Raw genomic sequence first — 16456 nt, 5'->3', positions numbered from 1 at the left:
TGCGACACTGTGCACTGCGGTATTCTCCAGGGTAACTTTCTCCCGTTGTAAAACGCGCGCAGTTTCCTCTCACCGGTTCGCTCCGAACCTGGCCCTTTCAAGGAGGAGGATCAAATGCTGCATCAGAAGATCGTCGAGTCGCCGTTCAAGACGAGATATGGCAACTTCATTGGCGGAGAATGGCGCGAGCCGATCGAGGAGCGCTACTTCGACAACATCACGCCCGTTACCGGAGGAAAGCTTTGCGAGGTGGCCCGCTCCAGTGAACTGGATGTCAATGCCGCACTTGATGCTGCACACGCCGCCAGGGAGAAATGGGGCAGGACGTCGGTCGCCGAGCGGTCCAATATTCTGATGAAGATCGCCCAGCGCATGGAGGATAAGCTAGAGCTCCTCGCGCAAGCCGAAACATGGGACAACGGCAAGCCGATCCGCGAGACGATGGCTGCTGACATCCCTCTGGCGATCGACCATTTCCGCTACTTCGCCTCCTGCATTCGCGCGCAGGAAGGTTCTATCGGCGAGATTGACCACGATACCGTAGCTTATCACTTCCACGAGCCGCTCGGTGTTGTCGGCCAGATCATCCCCTGGAACTTCCCGATCTTGATGGCGGCATGGAAGCTTGCTCCCGCACTGGCCGCCGGCAATTGCGTCGTGATCAAGCCGGCGGAGCAGACCCCGGCGTCATTGCTGGTCTGGGCCGAACTCGTCGGTGATCTGTTGCCGCCGGGTGTCCTCAATATCGTCAACGGTTTCGGTCTTGAAGCCGGCAAACCCCTGGCGTCCAGCCCGCGGATCGCCAAGATTGCCTTTACTGGCGAAACGACGACCGGTCGTTTGATCATGCAGTATGCCAGCCAGAACCTCATCCCGGTGACGCTTGAACTCGGCGGCAAGTCACCGAACATCTTCTTTGCTGACGTCATGACCGAGGATGACGACTTCCTGGACAAGGCGCTGGAGGGCTTCGCCATGTTTGCGCTGAACCAGGGCGAGGTCTGCACATGCCCCAGCCGTGCACTTATCCAGGAATCGATCTACGACCGGTTCATGGAAAGAGCGGTCAAGCGTGTCGAAGCCATCAAGCAAGGCAATCCTCTCGACGCGGCAACGATGATTGGCGCTCAGGCATCGAACGAGCAGCTGGAGAAGATCCTCGCCTATCTCGACATCGGCAAGCAGGAGGGCGCTGAAGTGCTGGCGGGCGGCACGCGCAATGATCTCGGCGGCGAGCTCGCCAACGGCTACTACGTCAAGCCAACGATCTTCAAGGGCCACAACAAGATGCGGATCTTCCAGGAAGAGATCTTCGGGCCGGTCGTGTCCGTAGTCACCTTCAAGGATGAAAAGGAAGCACTCGAGATCGCCAACGACACGCTCTACGGTCTCGGCGCCGGCGTCTGGAGCCGCGACGCCAACCGCTGCTACCACTTCGGTCGCGACATCCAGGCCGGTCGTGTATGGACGAATTGCTACCATGCCTATCCGGCGCATGCAGCCTTTGGCGGCTACAAGCAGTCGGGCATCGGTCGTGAAACCCACAAGATGATGCTCGACCATTATCAGCAGACGAAAAACATGCTCGTGAGCTACAGCCCAAAGGCCCTCGGCTTCTTCTGAGAGCAGTCGTTTGCGCGCGATCAACGGTTCGCTCCCATAACGGGAGCGGGCCGCTTCAGGAGAGATGGTGATGGAAACAACGAATAATGCCCAGCCACGCGTGACCGCAACAGACAGTGCGATCGCACTCATCGAGGAGATCAGGAAAGATCATCCGGACATACTCTTTCATCAATCTGGCGGCTGTTGCGACGGCTCATCGCCGATGTGCTATCCGGCTGATGATTTCATTGTCGGCGACCACGACGTCAAGCTCGGCGAGATCGCAGGCGTCCCTGTCTATATCAGCGCCAGTCAATTCGAGGCCTGGAAGCACACACAACTGATCATCGACGTGGTGCCGGGGCGCGGCGGCATGTTCTCGCTCGAAAACGGCCGAGAAAAGCGCTTCCTTACCCGTTCCCGCATGCTTGCGCCGGGCCGTGACCAAGAGGGTTGGCGCGACAAGTAGGGCGAGGCAAAAAGGCAGCAGACAACGCAAGCCTGCCTGTGCAACGCGGGCCGAGCGACGGATGTTGTAAAAAGTTTGGGTTCCGACTTGATATTTGGCGGCAACGATGCCATTTAGCGCTCACCACCCGTATCGATAGCCTGCAGACATGTCCTCTGGATGTGTCGCGTTCGCTGTCCGGGACAGAAAAGGCGCTCCCCGAAAGGGTTGAGCGCCTTTTTCTCTTTGACATCTGCTGTTGCTCGCCCGAAACAGCGTATGATGCGGCACGAGGAGAAACTGTAGATGAACGATAACGTCATTCAATTCCAACGTCGCAAGCCGCCGCGGCCGCCGCGGCCAGGCCTTCGCAAGCTCGCGATTGCAGTGGCTATTCTTGCGTTGTTCCTAGCGGCATGGGCTTATTTTACTTTTTTCAGCGCCCCGGTCTGACGTCTGTTCCTCCGGCGCAAAGGCGTGCGGCTGACCGCGGCAGGTCCAGCGCGTTCTGATAAAGCTCTCCCATTCAGACTTTCATCTCCGACGAACCGCGCTACTCTGTGAACGGAACGGCATGCAAAACCCGTTCTGAATGCAGAGTTTCGCCGGAAGTGTCGTAGCATGAGAAACGTACGTGTCGCGAAATGAGAGATTCCGATGAAAATGCCCGAAATCGACAATGTCGACCGAAAGATTCTCAGACTGCTTCAAAGTGAGGGCAGTCTCAGCCACGCCGCGTTGGCCGAGCGGGTCGGGGCATCGAGCGCCTCATGCTGGCGGCGCATCAAGGCGCTGGAGGCAGCTGGCATGCTTGGGCCGACTGTGCGGCTAGTCAGCCCCGAGGCCGTTGGTCGTGGTCTGACCGTGTTTTGCCAAGTGCGGATGAAGGCACATGATCCGGTCGCGAGAAGTGAGTTTGAGCGCTTCGTGGAAAGTCACGAGGAGGTGCTCGAATGCTATTCGATGTCGGGCGATTGGGACTATCTGCTGCGGGTCGCCGTCGCCGATGTTCAGGACTATGAACGGCTGCTTATGCAAGGGATTCTGACACACCACGCAGTATCGACATCCTCGTCGCATTTCGCCTTGAAGCGGGTCAAGTACTCGACGTCGGTGCCGGTGTGAGCGGCGTATCTTACAAGGTGTCGATGTCTTGCGTTACCTCAGTCGTGTTTCCTCAACTGAAATCCCCGGACCTTGGTCCTAGGCTAGCCGGACAAACGTCCTGCCGCCATCGAGGAAAGGTCTGAAAATGGCGATTGCGAATTGACGATCCGGTCGAGCCATGGGCAAATTCCAGGCAGGAATCTTGGAATGCATAGGAATGACGATACTCGCACGTCGAAAATTTGTTGCGGCCCTGTGCTGCACATCAATCGCGCTATCGCTGGTGGCGATGCCGTACAAGATCGTGGTCTCAGGCGCCTCGCTTAGGCTTGATCTCCAGACTGCCGAGGCCGCCAAAGGTGGCAACGGCAATGGTGGCGGCAACGGCAATGGAAACGGCGGAGGCAATAGTGGCGGCGGCAATGGCAATGGCAATGGCAACGGTGGAGGAAGCAGCAACAGTGGAGGAAATGCCCACGGCAACGGGAATAGCGGCGGCAGATCGAGCAGCGGCACCAAAACCGGCAGTGGCTCGACGACTGATCCCGACGATGAAGACAGCTCAGCGATGGAAGTTCGTCACCGGGATGGCATGAGCGAAGTTATAAGGAATGGCCGTTACATCATGAAAGACGCCAGGGGGCGCACGATTGTCAACCGGCGCGCGACCTCAGCGGATGAAACGCGCCTCGAATCCTTTTCTCATTGATCCTCGCGCCCGTCGATGGCATCTCGCAGTGCCATCGCCGCTTCCGTTCGGTTGGCGACACCAAGCTTGGCCATGATCTGGGTCATGTGATGTTTTATGGTCTTTTCGTGAAGATCGAGCTTGCGTGCGACATGCTTGTTGCTCAAACCGGACGCGACGAGTTGCAGGACCTGTTGTTCACGCGGGGTCAGTGCCACAATAGCCGAGGATCGCTTGGGAGCGGGCGAAGAGCGACTGGAAAGCAGCCGTGCTGATAGTGCCGGGGCGACATAGCTTTCGCCGGCCGCCACGCTACGGATGATTTCGGCAAGTGCCCTGGAGCCGACGCCCTTTAACACATACCCTTTTGCACCGCTGTTTAATGCAGCCGTAACGTCGTCGCTGGACTCGGAAACCGTGAGCATGACAATCTTCTGTAAGGGTACTGTTTCCAGAATTGGAGCGATCGCGTTCAAACCGCCGCCAGGCATGGAAATGTCCATAAGCAGGACATCCGGCTGCAGATTCTCAGCCACGTTGATCGCATCGTCCTTCGTGCTTCCTTCCGCGACGATTTGAAATCCGTCGATCTCCGAAAGGCTGCGAGTTACCCCCTCCCTGAATAACGGGTGGTCATCGATCACCGCGACGCGAATTGCTGTTGTCATGCCTGGGTAATCTCCTCGTTGCTGAGCGACATGCTGACAATGGTGCCTTGTGCGGACGATTGGAGATGGAAGGTCCCCCCAAGGCTCTCGATCCGCTCTCTGAGACCCGCAAGGCCGAGGCTGGTGGGCCCGACGTCATCGGGATTAAAACCGGAACCGCCGTCAGAAACCTCAATGCTGATGCGGTCACCTTCCATGCGATGCACCACGCGTTGTTCTATGCCGCCGCCGTGGCGGTAGCCGTTGTTCAACCCTTCCTGCACGAAGCGGTAGATACAGATCTTTGCGGAGGGCGAGAGATGCTCGGGCGCTTCTGCTATCGATAAATCAACGCGTGATCCGGTTCGCTGTTCATGCGCACGGACGCCGCGCTCCAATATCTCTGGCAGGCTCGCTGCCTCGATCTGCGGCAACACGAGGCCGTTGCAGATCGTCCTGATCTCATGCATGGCCTCGTCGAGGCTTGCCTTGATGGCTGCAATTTCGCGTTCGCGTAATGTCGCGGGCGTCGCAGGATCGACCAGCATATTGCTGTCCAGGCGTAGCGAAGCAAACGCGACGAGTTGCGCCGGTCCATCATGAAGGTCGGCGCCAATGCGCCGCAGGTGGCTCTCGTTGAGCGCCGCGGCGCGCTGAGACGCGCGTTGGACGCGCGCCCGCAGCGCCTGATTTTGCGACAATAGTGCGGAAAGATCATCAATGCGGCGTCTCAGAGCGCGCCGCTGCTCTTCGATGGTCCTGCTGCCTCTCAAGACGATGGCCGACAGAACGATGAAAAAGGCGAGCGTGAACGCCGCAACGGCCATCCAGCTATGCAAGCGCGCCCGATTGAGGCTGCGCTGGAAATCGTTGGCTACTTCATAGAATTCGGAGACGGCGACGACCTGCCCCGACCATGGCTGCAGAACAGGATTGTAGATTTCAAGCAGAGGCTTGTCGCTGGCCCGCTCGGCCTGATCCTCCGGGTCTTCCAGGCGATCGAATTGGGCGACCATCTTGCCGGAAAAAGCCGTCCTGAGATCGTCGCTTAGTTCGAAGCGCTTTCCTTGCATGCTTTTGTCGTTCGAGTAAAGAACGGTGCCGTCCGCGCGCCAAAGCCTAAACGACATCAGGCGGTTTCCAAGTGCGCCCTGCCCGAGGGTCTCGTCGAGTGCGCGGGAGACAGTATCGTCGAGCTCCTGGCCCGCGAGCATGTCAGGCAGGAGGGGCGCGATCACGCTGTCGACATAGAGGGCCGTCGACGCCGCGGAATTACGGGTGACCGCGTCCTCGATTAGACTGCTCACGAACGCGCCGACGAAAGCCATCGCCACCAGCGATACGACACCTCCGGTGAGCAGAAACTGCTTGGTAAGCGATTGCGAATTCCATCGTCTTATGAGTTCACGGGGCCGCACGAGATATCTCGGATCGACCGCCCAGCGGCGGCTCTTCAGTTCATTGAAATTGCAGAATTACCGCCTTCCTCGGAGGGGTCAAACAATATCGCGTCACAGCGAGTGGTTTTCAGACCTTTGGTCTGTGACGGATCAGACCTAGGTCCTAGATGGCTGAGCAATGGTCTGAGCGCCGTGGAACTGATGCCGAACGCAAGCTAACGTCGTTGTTGATTTGGAACGCGGGGTGACCGCGCCAGGCCGGAAAGCTGGCTTCGAGCCCGCCCCGCTCTCCGTCATGCTTTCCGGCCGAAGGAACAACGCATTGCGAAGTGGCATTGAGCCAGGAGGTTAATATGAGCATTTCCACTATTCTTGGACGCAGCCTTATTGCGCTAACAATTGCAGTTGCGCCGTTGGCAGGCGCCGCAATGGGCTTGCCCAATATCGCCTATGCGAAGGGCGGTAACGGCAACGGCAATTCCGGGGGTGGCAGTGGAAACGGGAATGGAGGCGGCAACGGCAGTGGCGGAAGCCATGCCGGCGGCAACTCCAACCACGGAAAATCGAGCGCTGCTGGTACCCATGGAAAGAGCAAGGATCGCGACAGCAGCCAGCGCCCCACGTTGAGGTCGTTGTTCACGCATGAGAAGAAGTCTGGAGCAGCAACAAAGACCAAGGTCACGTCGACCAGTGCGAAAGCTCCGAAGTCCGATTTTGCCGGAATGAGTTCGCTCAACAGAAACTACCACGCCTACATGCATTCCAACGATCCGCGAATGGCGGCGGTTTCGGCCTACGTGATGGCCTATGCCGAGTTCGAGGCCGAGAACGGGCCCGACGCCATTCCTACAGACCCGGCTCTTGGCGACGAAGCGCTGCGCGACGCGCTTTCGGGCTTCACCAAGGATGGCGTTGTGACGGACGCAGCTCTTGCACGCGCGAAGGACATCTTGGGTGTCGGACCAGCCGTCGGCAAGATTGATCAAATTAGAGATACTCTTCCCGTCAAAGAACCTGTGTCCGATCCCGATGCCAGCGAGCCGGTTGAAAACGAGGCGCCAGCGGCCGTGATCGTCGTGCAGCCCTGAGGCTTACGAAATGCAAGGTCATCGCGGGATGCACTCACATGAGGAGCCCCGCGGTGGCCTGCTACCTACGCCTGCTATGAACCATCTTGCTGCCTAAGACATTTGTGGGCCGATTGCGCCTCCGGTTCATAAGCCAACTGACGTCGTTTTACGTCGTTACCACCCCGTGTCGTCGCAGTCCGAGGACAACTAGGTCACGGTAGCTGCCACCTGCTAGGCTCTTCCAAACTCCCACAATTGCACTAGGCTCCTCGTCAAGGCGCTGAGGAGCGCTCTGCTGCGCGCCTGCCACCATGCAGGCGACACCAGGCATCCGCGAAGGGTTTGCCGAATCTCCCGAATCGAGTTAGTTCTGTAACTACGCAAAAAGGGCGAATTATCGTCCCAGGGCGAAACAACAACCGCATCAACCTTTCACGAACGATATCGGCGCTTAGGCTATTGAAACGAACTGAGGAAAGAATCGTGAACCGGCACTTAAGCAGCCTCGACTTCATGCAGAGCTTTTCCACCAAATTGGAACTCGCGCTGCAAAATCTCTCGATGGCGCAATATCCACCCGATGCGCGCCGCGAGATGCGGAAATTCTCCTCATCGGAAGTCGCAGCGCTCCTGGATGTCTCGGAAGCCTATATCAGGCAGATCGTTCTGAAGGACAAGGGTCTGTCGCCCGAGACGACGTCAAATGGCCGTCGCATGTATACGCTCGAGCAGATCCTCGAGCTTCGCCTGATGCTGGCTGAAAAGGGGCGCAAGAAATGGATGAACCCGCGCCGTGTCGAGGACGAGGAATGCCAGATCATTGCGGTCACCAACTTCAAGGGCGGCTCCAGCAAGACATCCACGACCATCCATCTCGGTCACTACCTGGCACTCAAGGGCTACCGGGTGTTGGCGGTCGATCTTGATCCGCAGGCATCACTTACCAGTTTGCACGGTACCCTTCCTGATTTCGATCCTCGGGAAGACGAAACGCTCTATGCTGCCATCCGCTTCTTAGATCCCAAGCCGACGAAGTCGCTCGTCCACAACACGCATATTGCCGGCTTTGACGTGATCTGCGCGGGTCTCGATCTGACGGAGTTTGAAACAGCGGTCGCTCTCGAGATGCGTAAGAACGGCGGCACGAGCTTCCTCCTGCGGGTCTCGCAGGCGCTCGAACAGGTCGCCGACGACTACGATGTCATTCTTATGGATTCGGCGCCTTCGCTGAACTTCCTGACGCTTTCGTCGCTGACCGCCGCCACCGGCGTCGTCATACCGGTTCCCGCCCACATGCTCGATGTCGATTCAACTGGGAAATTCCTCGAACTTGCCTCGTCATACATGCAGATATTGAGCGAGATGGGAACCTCGGCGCAGTGGGATTTCGCGAAGTTCCTGGTGACGAAGTTCGAGGCCAACGATCACCCGCAGGCCAATATGACCGCCTTGATGCGACAGGTTTTCGGTGAAGACCTGTTGCTGAACATGGTGGCGAAATCAACTGCGGTTGCCGACGCCCTGACATGGAAGCAGAGTCTCTACGAGGTGCAGCGCTCCCGGTTCTCGGCACCGAAAACCTACGACCGTGCGATGGAGTCGATCAACGCGGCCAATGCTGAGATCGAGAAGTTGCTCTGGGCAGCATGGGGGCGCGAATGAGCCGCAAAGATTCCCGTGGCATGTTTGCCAATGTTCTTGGCCAGCTTGAACAACCGACCGCTGCGCCGGTCGCCAAGCCGACGACGTCTCCGCACCTTCTCAAGGTCGCTGCAGGCGTCAGGCAGATACAAGAAAAGGGCGAGGTGCTCGACAGGCTTCTCAAGGACGGCGACCACATCGTTGAGGTAGACCCCGATGACGTTGCGCCGTCCACCATCCCGGACCGCTTCGACGGCGCCTATGACGAGGCGGCGATCGAAGAGATTGCGACATCCATCAGGGAGCGCGGGCAGATTGTCCCCGGCTTGATCAGGCCGCACAAAGGCGATGGGCTGCCCTACCAGATCGTGTTCGGTCGGCGGCGATTGGCGGCAGTCAAGGCGCTTGGACTGAAGTTCCGTGCCATTGTGCGGGAACTTAGTGACGAAGAGGCAATCGTCTTCCAGGGCGAAGAGAACGCAAATCGCAATGATCTGTCGTTCATCGAGAAGTGTGCATTCGCATTGTCGCAAGAACAGGCCGGATATCGGCGTGACGTGATCTGCGCATCGCTGGCAACAGGAAAGTCGCACGTGTCGGAGATGCTGAGGATCGCAACCGCGATCCCACGAGATGTACTGCTTGCGATTGGCTCCTCGCCGGAGATCGGCCGCCGCCGCTGGATCGACTTCGCCGATGCCTTTGCCACGCGCCAAGACGGTGCGACACGCATCAGGCAATCACTGGGTGAGGACAAGGCCGGAACCGGAAAGGATCGCTTTGCGATCGCTCTTGGCGCGCTCAAGGCTGAAGCGGCGCCGACGGTTGCGCAGTCTGCCGTGACGGAAATACGAGCAAATGGCTTTCTTCTGGCGACTGTCAGCTACGCGAAGACGGGCGCCAAGATCAGCTTTACCAAGGCTGTTCCGGCGAGTTTCGTCGATTTCTTGAATGATCGTATGGAAGCGCTTCACAGCGAATTCGTGCAGTCGACACAACGCAGCAGCAAAGGATAACACCGCAAAAGAAAAAAGCTCCCGAACGTTGCCGTCACGGAAGCCCTTCTCATAGGTTAGCAGCTAGAGAATCGCATTTCCGGGAATCGCTGTCAAGAGTTGGCACCAGTCTGGTGGGCCTATTTCTTTTGCCTTCGACAAGGTGAAGGTGATGGAATCAGGAAATGTGACGACGCCCTTTGGGCGGCGTTCAATGACGCTTGGCATGCTCGCCAGCCAGAAGGCGGCGAGCGAGCTTCAGGCCGATCAATCGGTCGACAAGTGGAAAGTCTACAGGTCATTGTGTGCAGCCAAGCCTATGCTTGGCGTGACGGATCGCGCTCTTGCAGTCCTGAATGCGCTGCTCAGTTTCTATCCGAAGAATGTCCTATCGGAAGAAAATGGTCTTGTTGTCTTTCCATCGAACGAGCAGCTTTCGCTGCGTTCGCACGGCATGGCCGAACAGACGATCCGTCGCCACCTGGCGGTGCTGGTAGACGCCGGACTGATCATCCGCAAAGACAGTCCAAACGGCAAACGCTATGCCCGTAGGGCCAGGCAAGGCGAGATCGGAGAGGCGTTTGGCTTTTCATTGGCGCCGTTGATCGTACGCTGCGAGGAAATCGAACGCTTGGCAGCGGAGGTGGCGGCGGAACGGCTTCACCTGCAGCGTTTGCGCGAGCAGTTCAGCCTTTGTCGCCGGGATGTTGCGAAGCTGATTGAGACCGCGATGGAAGAAGACCTGGCGGGCGATTGGGAAACTGCGTTCAGCTACTTCAGGGAACTGGTCGATACCATACCGCGCACGCCGACGGCCGATCAGATTGCAACGGCGCTTGAAGAAATGACGACGCTGCGCGACGACATCACTAACAGATTGGAAACACTGCTAAAAACAAGAAATACGAGCGGCAATCCCGCTCAAAATGAGCGTCACATACATAATTCAAACCCCGACTCTATTTTTGACCTTGAACCAGCTTTAGAAACAAAGCAGGGGGAAAACTCGGCATTCAAGATTGAGCCTCACACCGTTGCGCTGGGGCAAAAGCAAGAGCGTGATGATCGAGGTGCGGCCCGGCCGCAAAACAGTGCAAGAGACGACGGCTCGGGCCTGAAGTCCTTCCCGCTCGGTCTCGTGCTGCAGGCTTGCCCCGACATGGTGAGCTACGGGCCTGGTGGCAAGATTGCCAATTGGCGGGACATGATGGCCGCGGCGGTCGTTGTCCGCGGGATGCTGGCTGTCAGCGCGTCGGCCTATGAGGAGGCAGCCACGACGATGGGACCGGAGAATGCAGCAACAGTGATGGCATGCATCCTTGAGCGCGGCGGCCACATCAACTCGGCGGGCGGTTATCTCAGAGATCTGACACGTCGCGCGGAAAAAGGCGAATTCTCGGTCGGGCCGATGTTGATGTCGCTTGTGCGCGCGCGAGGTGGCGGAACGAGAAGGGCTGGGTAGCGGCACATGCGGATGGGCAACAACGGAAACGGGCCGAGGGTCGTGTGTCATCGATCCGGGCCGGAACCGCGGCATTGCAGATATCGCAGAAGGTTCGTGGTTTGGTGATCGGTCGCCTAATCAGGTAACGCGAAACGGTAGCGGCAGCGGAGCTGGCACATCCAGCGAGGTTTCAATTGGGAACATCATGCCTGCTAGGCGTCGTTGGCCCAGATGACCTGGGCTCGCGCCACACCCTGGTCGGCATTGGCTATGGGTGACAGCCCGAGATTCGTTGCGTCCGCCAGGATCGCTGCCAAAAGAGGACTTTCGTTCCGGCACGTGCCGCCGGTCCGCAGATTGGTGAATGTGCCGAGGAAACCAGTGTGCTCGACAACCTCGTTGAGCAATTCGGTAATGCGAATTCTCGGTATCATTGCGTCTGCTTGATTGGCCAGGACTTCACCTTCGCCGGAGATGACGGCCTTCACGGGTGTAATGCTCAGACGGCTTCCGTCGAAGCTGACGTCTTCGGAATTGCTCGAAATCGTGAAGATGCTCCGCGATCGCCAGGTCGACCTGCTGAGCCTCGAAGAGAAGATCGACACGTCTTCAGCCGCCGGCGAGCTAATCTTTCATGTGTTCGGCGCCATCGCGCATTTCGAAAGACGTCTCATCTCAACAAAGGATCGTATTGCCGCTGCGCCGGCGAAAGCAAATAGCCCGGCCGCGAACCGCTCGACGTGAAAAGGATCGAAGCGGCGATCAAGCTTATCGGGGCCAGAAGAGCGAGTTTTCGCGCATGAACTCTGATGTTCATTGTAAAGTAAATTCTGCAAACCTTCGGCATTCCCTTGTTATGGGGCCTGTTGTTTGGAGCGGCTGCGCAGGGCTGGAGACAGAGCTTTAAAACGACGGTTGAGCAGACTCTGATGCGCGGGTTGAATACCGCATTTCCGTGTGTTCGTCCTGGGCTGCCTCGGTCTGCCAGCGGGCGTCGATTTGGAAGTTATCGGCCACACCCTTCCGCGGGCAGACGGCCCCAAAGATGTGGGCCCGCATTTGCTCTTCTACGTTTTGAGAGTAGAATTCGCGTTAGGGCAGAATGGAGCGCCAAAGCCCACTTTTGGGGGGGTAGATCGATGTATATTTCCCACGACGCGTCGCATGTGCGCCAGCGAGAGGCGAGCCTCGCCCGGGAAAACCGAGCCGAGATCGTCAGAGCGCTAAATCAGCAACAAGTTACCCGTCGCGAATTGCTGCGCTGGGGTATTTTCACAGCGAGCGGATATCTCGCCTGCAAAAACGGCCTCAGTCCTTTTGCCAAGAGCGCTTACGCCGCCGTTCCGACCGGCGCGCCGCGGACACCGCTGTTCGGCATCAGGAAATTCTCCCAGCGGCTGAGCCGGCTACATCTGCCCAAGCCGCTGCCAATGGTCCGGACGCCCGACGGCCATGCCGCCTTTCCCGCCCGCCTGGGCGAGCGGCCGGCAAAGCGCCTGTCCTACCACACCGACTTTTCGGCCGATCCGACGAACCCGGCATTTGTTAATCCGCTGACACACCGTGGGCCGATTGAAGGCCGCCCGCCCGGCGAGATCTTCGCACATCAGCGCTGGGACGAGTTTTTTCCAAAGGTCGGCTACATACTCAGGCTCGGCCAGATTACCCAAAGCGGAACCGGCGGATTCCTCCACGACGATTTTCCGCACCAGCAGCCAAACAGCGTCTGGACCTATGGCGATGGCAGGGCTGCCGAGTGCACGCTGCCCCCGTTCCTGATCAAGGGCCGGTACGGCGAACCCATCATCACCCGCGTCTACAACGACCTGCCCGTCGACCGGGCCCAAAACAACGGCTTCGGGCGCAACGAAACCCAGCTTCATTTCCACAACGCGCACAATGGCGCTGAGAGTGATGGTGCCGCGAATGTGCATCATTTCCCCGGCACGTTCTACGATTACCGCTGGAGCACGACGCTTGCCCGGCGCGACAAAATCAACACGCAGGCAACCGATCGACGGGCATCAGGACCGGACGACAACACCAGCCTTGTCAACGTCTCTGGAGATTTCCGCGAACTGCAGGGCAGCATGTTCGCGCATGATCACCGTTTCTTCTTCACGGCGGAGAACGTCTATAAAGGTAACCTTGGCGCTATCAACTACTATAGCGGCCCCGACCGTGGCAACGAGGCGTTGTCGGACGGCGTCAATCTACGGCTGCCGAGCGGCAAATTGCTGGGTTGGGGAAACGTCGATTTTGACGTCAATCTGATATTTTCCGATGCCGTATGCGACGCTGCGGGCCAGCTTTTCTTCGACATTTTCGACACTGACGGAATGCTCGGGGACGTGCCATTGGTCAATTTCGGCTATGCGCCATTCTTCGAAGTGCTGCCGCGAAAGTACCGTTTCCGCACCCTGAACGCGTGCGTGTCGCGATTCCTGAAACTCGCACTCGCGGATGCCAGGGGAAATGCCGTCCCCATCAAATTTATTGCCAATGATGGAAATCTTGTTGTCAACACCCTGACATTAAAGTCGCTTCCTTTGCAGGGGATCGCCGAACGCTACGACTTCGTCGCTGATTTTTCCGGTTTCCGCATTGGTGACAGAATACAGGTGGTCAATCTGATTCGTCACGAAGACGGTCGTGGTCCCAAGGAGGAGCTCAGCCTGGCCAACGCGCTGCGGGGCGTTTCCTCCGATCCGGTCGTCGGACCAATGCTTGAGTTTCGCGTGGTTGGCGCAGTCGAAAGCGTGGATGTCCCCGGTGTCATCCACCGCGCCACGGACCCGGACAGCAGTCAGGTTCCGCCCAAGTTGACTGAGCAGATTCCGATCGTCGCTCCGGTGCGCACAAGACTCGTCGAATTCGGCAGGTCGGGGAAGGGAGATGCCCGCGGGGTCAACGGATGCGTGCCCGATTGCGGCGAATTCGTCAGCTTTCCGTGGACCATTCGCGTCAACGGCGAGGCTTCCCACTCGATGAACGCCAACAGGATTTCCCTGCTCATCCCGAAGCCTGGCGAGGTTGAACATTGGACCTACAAGAACGGCGGCGGCGGGTGGGATCATCCCATTCACCTTCATTTCGAGGAGGGGATAACCATTTCGCGCAACGGAATGAAACTCGATGCGACCGAGAACCTGCAGAGGAAGGACGTCTGGAGGTTGGGCGAAGGCGGCAGCGTCACCTTCCAGGTTCAGTTTGGCGAATTCGGCGGCGCCTACGTCAACCATTGCCACAACACGGTGCATGAGGATTTCTCGATGCTGGCGCGGATTCAGCTGCTGACCGGTGTCGCTGGCACGCCTCAAGCTGCGGTGACCCCAACTCCCAATCCAACCCAGGACGGTGTGTTTTTCACCACACCGGAAATTCTGCCCGAAGGCGTGCCGAAAGGCTGGATCAACACGCAGTTGCAGGCGGCCGTCCAGGTCGGAAGCGTTGTGAACCCTTGATAGGGCGGTTATTCGAAGTGTTATTATACCGACGAGCGCCGTTTCCGGACTCTCATGGTTTCCCAAAATGGCGCGAATCTGAATCTGGAGGGGTCGATTCCGGCAGGGGCGAAATGACAGTGCGCCGGGAGACCGGCAAGGCGTTCCTCGAACTTAATTGCGAACGTCGCAATGCTGGCATCACCGCACCAGTGCGCGAAAATGCTTTTCTGATCGCGCTTCACTGATGGTCAGCATGCTGGAGACGATCGCAAACAGCGGCCATGACTTTCCGGTTCATTACGTCCATGGTGCCGAGAACGGGCGGGTCCATGCGACGATATCGCACGTACGCGACATCGCCAAAGATTGGAAGTCTTTTAGAACGGCAATCTTTTATGGCAATCCGCATGTTCGAGACGAGAGAGGCATTTACTTCGACCACGATGGCTACACCACTGTCGATTGACTGGCCGAGAATACACCGATCGCGGAAGCAGACTTTTACCTTTGCGGCCCAAGACCTTTCCTGGCCGCTTTTGTGAGCGGTCTCGCAAAGGCTGGGGTCCCGCAGGACAGGATCCACTACGAATTCTTCGGCCCGGCCGACGAACTCGAAGCCGCATAGGCATTCGAAACGGCGAAGCGGTCAGGAATGGCCGCTTCGCTAATTGATGCATCGTTTGAATATCTTTATGCCAGTGCCTACGATTTTCGTGAAGGATCTGCGAATGCGTCTGACCGTCTATTCCGACTACGCGTTGCGGCTCATGATTTATCTGGCGCTTAAAGGGGAGCGGCTGTCGACGATCGCAGAAGTCGCCGAAGCCTATGATATCTCCAAAGCGCATCTGATGAAGATCACCCATGAGCTCGGGCAGAAAGGTCTGATCGATACGGTGCGCGGTCGTCAGGGCGGCATGCGGCTAGCGCGTGGTGTCGAGCAGATCGGTGTCGGCGAGATCGTTCGGGCCTGCGAGCCTGATTTTGCGATCGTGCCTTGTATGGAAAACACCAGCGAGATTGTCTGTGTCGTGCAGCCTGCCTGCGTGTTGAAACGAGCGTTGGCCGCCGCCGCGGCTGCATTTCTCGATGTGCTCGATGGCTATACGCTGGCAGACCTTACCCGACCGTCGATGGCGTTGCGTCGTCTGCTTGCACTGCCGGAGCCGGACGCCCGCGCGGGACGGCCGGCATAACCGAAGGTGGTAGGCGATCGTTACGCCGGGCGGGCGTGAATGGGTTCCGCGCGGTGCCAGTTTTCCAGGATCCGACCATCGGTGTGGCTTTGCTTGGCCCAGCGGATGCCGTTCGCGATAACCTTGTGCACGGTCTTGTCGTGGTAGATCGGATAGGTCTCATGTCCAGGGCTGAAGAAGAAGATGCGGCCACGACCGCGCTGGAACGTGCAGCCGCTGCGGAAGACCTCGCCGCCGGAGTACCAGGAGATGAAGACGAGCTCGTCGGGCTGCGGGATGTCGAAAGGTTCGCCATACATTTCCGAGGCGTTGACCTCGAAATAGGGCGGCAGCCCCTGTGAAATCGGGTGCGCCGGATTGATCACCCAGACCCGCTCGAGATCGCCTTGCGGTGTTTCGCGCCAGGAGAGATTGGCGTTGGTGCCCATCAGCCGGCGAAACAGTTTCGAGTGATGGCCGGAATGCAGGACAAGAAGGCCCATCCCCCTGAGAACACGCTGCTGGATGCGGTCGATCAGGCCATCGCTCACTTCCTCATGCGCCATGTGCCCCCACCACAGCAGCACATCTGTGTCGTTGAGCAGGGAATCCGGCAGCCCTTGGTGCGGATCGTCGAGCGTGCCGCGGCGGATCTCGAATTCCGGGTGAGCAATGCCGGCTGCGATCGCACCGTCGATCCGATCAGGGTAGATTTCCTGAACCTCTTTGTGCAGCTGTTCGTGGCGGCCTTCGTTCCAGATGGTGACCTTGATTGACATGGGATCCTCGA

16 protein-coding genes and 1 pseudogene are annotated in these 16456 nt (G+C 58.3%); 13 read left to right on the top strand and 4 right to left on the bottom strand.

What is annotated here, in order from left to right; all coding sequences use genetic code 11:
- Window positions 1-114 precede the first annotated feature (114 nt).
- The 5 genes from adh to FHX09_RS00580 all read left to right on the top strand — a co-directional run bounded on the left by adh (window position 115) and on the right by FHX09_RS00580 (window position 3869).
- Window positions 115-1623 carry an aldehyde dehydrogenase gene (gene adh / locus FHX09_RS00600; RefSeq protein ID WP_184449004.1) on the top strand — a complete coding sequence of 503 codons (1509 nt, stop codon included), beginning with the start codon at window positions 115-117 and terminating at the stop codon, window positions 1621-1623.
- Between the two features lie 70 nt (window positions 1624-1693).
- Window positions 1694-2074, top strand: coding sequence for a DUF779 domain-containing protein (locus FHX09_RS00595; protein WP_184449002.1), 381 nt, complete (start codon window positions 1694-1696; stop codon window positions 2072-2074).
- A gap of 285 nt (window positions 2075-2359) precedes the next feature.
- A complete protein-coding gene (locus FHX09_RS00590; protein ID WP_184449000.1) occupies window positions 2360-2506 on the top strand; it encodes a hypothetical protein in 147 nt (48 codons plus the stop codon).
- A 204-nt stretch (window positions 2507-2710) separates the two neighbouring features.
- Entirely contained in the window at window positions 2711-3178 is a 468-nt protein-coding gene (locus tag FHX09_RS00585) for an Lrp/AsnC family transcriptional regulator (RefSeq protein ID WP_007800464.1), read from the top strand.
- Between the two features lie 199 nt (window positions 3179-3377).
- On the top strand, window positions 3378-3869 hold the full coding sequence (locus FHX09_RS00580; protein WP_184449244.1) for a hypothetical protein: 492 nt from the start codon (window positions 3378-3380) through the stop codon (window positions 3867-3869).
- On the opposite strand, the gene FHX09_RS00575 is transcribed toward FHX09_RS00580, so the two are convergent.
- Both FHX09_RS00575 and FHX09_RS00570 read right to left on the bottom strand, forming a co-directional pair.
- Entirely contained in the window at window positions 3863-4516 is a 654-nt protein-coding gene (locus tag FHX09_RS00575; protein ID WP_184448998.1) for a response regulator transcription factor, read from the bottom strand. The genes FHX09_RS00580 and FHX09_RS00575 overlap by 7 nt on opposite strands.
- Window positions 4513-5913 (bottom strand): sensor histidine kinase, encoded by a 1401-nt coding sequence (locus tag FHX09_RS00570; RefSeq protein WP_184448996.1) that lies wholly within the window; start codon window positions 5911-5913, stop codon window positions 4513-4515. The genes FHX09_RS00575 and FHX09_RS00570 overlap by 4 nt, the downstream gene beginning before the upstream one ends.
- A gap of 335 nt (window positions 5914-6248) precedes the next feature.
- Between FHX09_RS00570 and FHX09_RS00565 the strand changes: the two genes are divergently transcribed.
- From FHX09_RS00565 to repC, 4 genes are all read left to right on the top strand, one after another.
- Window positions 6249-6983 carry a hypothetical protein gene (locus FHX09_RS00565; RefSeq protein WP_184448994.1) on the top strand — a complete coding sequence of 245 codons (735 nt, stop codon included), beginning with the start codon at window positions 6249-6251 and terminating at the stop codon, window positions 6981-6983.
- A gap of 465 nt (window positions 6984-7448) precedes the next feature.
- Window positions 7449-8627, top strand: coding sequence for a plasmid partitioning protein RepA (gene repA, locus FHX09_RS00560; RefSeq protein WP_007800474.1), 1179 nt, complete (start codon window positions 7449-7451; stop codon window positions 8625-8627).
- The gene (repB, locus tag FHX09_RS00555) at window positions 8624-9622 is read left to right on the top strand and encodes a plasmid partitioning protein RepB (RefSeq protein WP_183718692.1); all 999 of its coding nucleotides are present in this window, start codon (window positions 8624-8626) and stop codon (window positions 9620-9622) included. The genes repA and repB overlap by 4 nt, the downstream gene beginning before the upstream one ends.
- A gap of 151 nt (window positions 9623-9773) precedes the next feature.
- The gene (repC, locus tag FHX09_RS00550; RefSeq protein ID WP_183718690.1) at window positions 9774-11063 is read left to right on the top strand and encodes a plasmid replication protein RepC; all 1290 of its coding nucleotides are present in this window, start codon (window positions 9774-9776) and stop codon (window positions 11061-11063) included.
- A gap of 197 nt (window positions 11064-11260) precedes the next feature.
- Here repC and FHX09_RS00545 read toward each other — a convergent pair.
- A pseudogene (locus FHX09_RS00545) lies at window positions 11261-11512 on the bottom strand (Tn3 family transposase); the annotation flags it as partial.
- A gap of 28 nt (window positions 11513-11540) precedes the next feature.
- Here FHX09_RS00545 and FHX09_RS00540 point away from each other — a divergent pair.
- The 4 genes from FHX09_RS00540 to FHX09_RS00525 all read left to right on the top strand — a co-directional run bounded on the left by FHX09_RS00540 (window position 11541) and on the right by FHX09_RS00525 (window position 15687).
- Complete coding sequence (locus tag FHX09_RS00540; RefSeq protein WP_246699358.1) at window positions 11541-11789, top strand: recombinase family protein; 249 nt, start codon at window positions 11541-11543, stop codon at window positions 11787-11789.
- A 185-nt stretch (window positions 11790-11974) separates the two neighbouring features.
- Window positions 11975-14509 (top strand): multicopper oxidase domain-containing protein, encoded by a 2535-nt coding sequence (locus FHX09_RS00535; RefSeq protein ID WP_246699357.1) that lies wholly within the window; start codon window positions 11975-11977, stop codon window positions 14507-14509.
- Window positions 14510-14744: 235 nt separating this feature from the next.
- Entirely contained in the window at window positions 14745-14957 is a 213-nt protein-coding gene (locus FHX09_RS29510) for a hypothetical protein (protein ID WP_246699356.1), read from the top strand.
- Between the two features lie 262 nt (window positions 14958-15219).
- Entirely contained in the window at window positions 15220-15687 is a 468-nt protein-coding gene (locus FHX09_RS00525) for an Rrf2 family transcriptional regulator (protein WP_132588103.1), read from the top strand.
- Window positions 15688-15707: 20 nt separating this feature from the next.
- Here FHX09_RS00525 and FHX09_RS00520 read toward each other — a convergent pair whose 3' ends face one another.
- A complete protein-coding gene (locus FHX09_RS00520; protein ID WP_132588104.1) occupies window positions 15708-16445 on the bottom strand; it encodes a ThuA domain-containing protein in 738 nt (245 codons plus the stop codon).
- Window positions 16446-16456: the final 11 nt, after the last annotated feature.

Origin of the sequence: Rhizobium sp. BK538, assembly GCF_014197575.1 — a bacterium.
Taxonomy (GTDB): domain Bacteria; phylum Pseudomonadota; class Alphaproteobacteria; order Rhizobiales; family Rhizobiaceae; genus Rhizobium.
This window is presented reverse-complemented; position numbering and strand designations above follow the sequence as displayed.

Coding starts and splice junctions, on each gene's coding strand:
- FHX09_RS29510 (WP_246699356.1), top strand. CDS start 14,745: ATGCTGGAGACGATCGCAAACAGCGGCCATGACTTTCCGGTTCATTAC.
- FHX09_RS00535 (WP_246699357.1), top strand. CDS start 11,975: ATGCGCGGGTTGAATACCGCATTTCCGTGTGTTCGTCCTGGGCTGCCT.
- repB (WP_183718692.1), top strand. CDS start 8,624: ATGAGCCGCAAAGATTCCCGTGGCATGTTTGCCAATGTTCTTGGCCAG.
- FHX09_RS00520 (WP_132588104.1), bottom strand. CDS start 16,445: ATGTCAATCAAGGTCACCATCTGGAACGAAGGCCGCCACGAACAGCTG.
- FHX09_RS00595 (WP_184449002.1), top strand. CDS start 1,694: ATGGAAACAACGAATAATGCCCAGCCACGCGTGACCGCAACAGACAGT.
- FHX09_RS00590 (WP_184449000.1), top strand. CDS start 2,360: ATGAACGATAACGTCATTCAATTCCAACGTCGCAAGCCGCCGCGGCCG.
- adh (WP_184449004.1), top strand. CDS start 115: ATGCTGCATCAGAAGATCGTCGAGTCGCCGTTCAAGACGAGATATGGC.
- repC (WP_183718690.1), top strand. CDS start 9,774: ATGGAATCAGGAAATGTGACGACGCCCTTTGGGCGGCGTTCAATGACG.
- FHX09_RS00585 (WP_007800464.1), top strand. CDS start 2,711: ATGAAAATGCCCGAAATCGACAATGTCGACCGAAAGATTCTCAGACTG.
- FHX09_RS00525 (WP_132588103.1), top strand. CDS start 15,220: ATGCGTCTGACCGTCTATTCCGACTACGCGTTGCGGCTCATGATTTAT.
- FHX09_RS00540 (WP_246699358.1), top strand. CDS start 11,541: ATGCTCAGACGGCTTCCGTCGAAGCTGACGTCTTCGGAATTGCTCGAA.
- FHX09_RS00580 (WP_184449244.1), top strand. CDS start 3,378: ATGACGATACTCGCACGTCGAAAATTTGTTGCGGCCCTGTGCTGCACA.
- FHX09_RS00575 (WP_184448998.1), bottom strand. CDS start 4,516: ATGACAACAGCAATTCGCGTCGCGGTGATCGATGACCACCCGTTATTC.
- FHX09_RS00565 (WP_184448994.1), top strand. CDS start 6,249: ATGAGCATTTCCACTATTCTTGGACGCAGCCTTATTGCGCTAACAATT.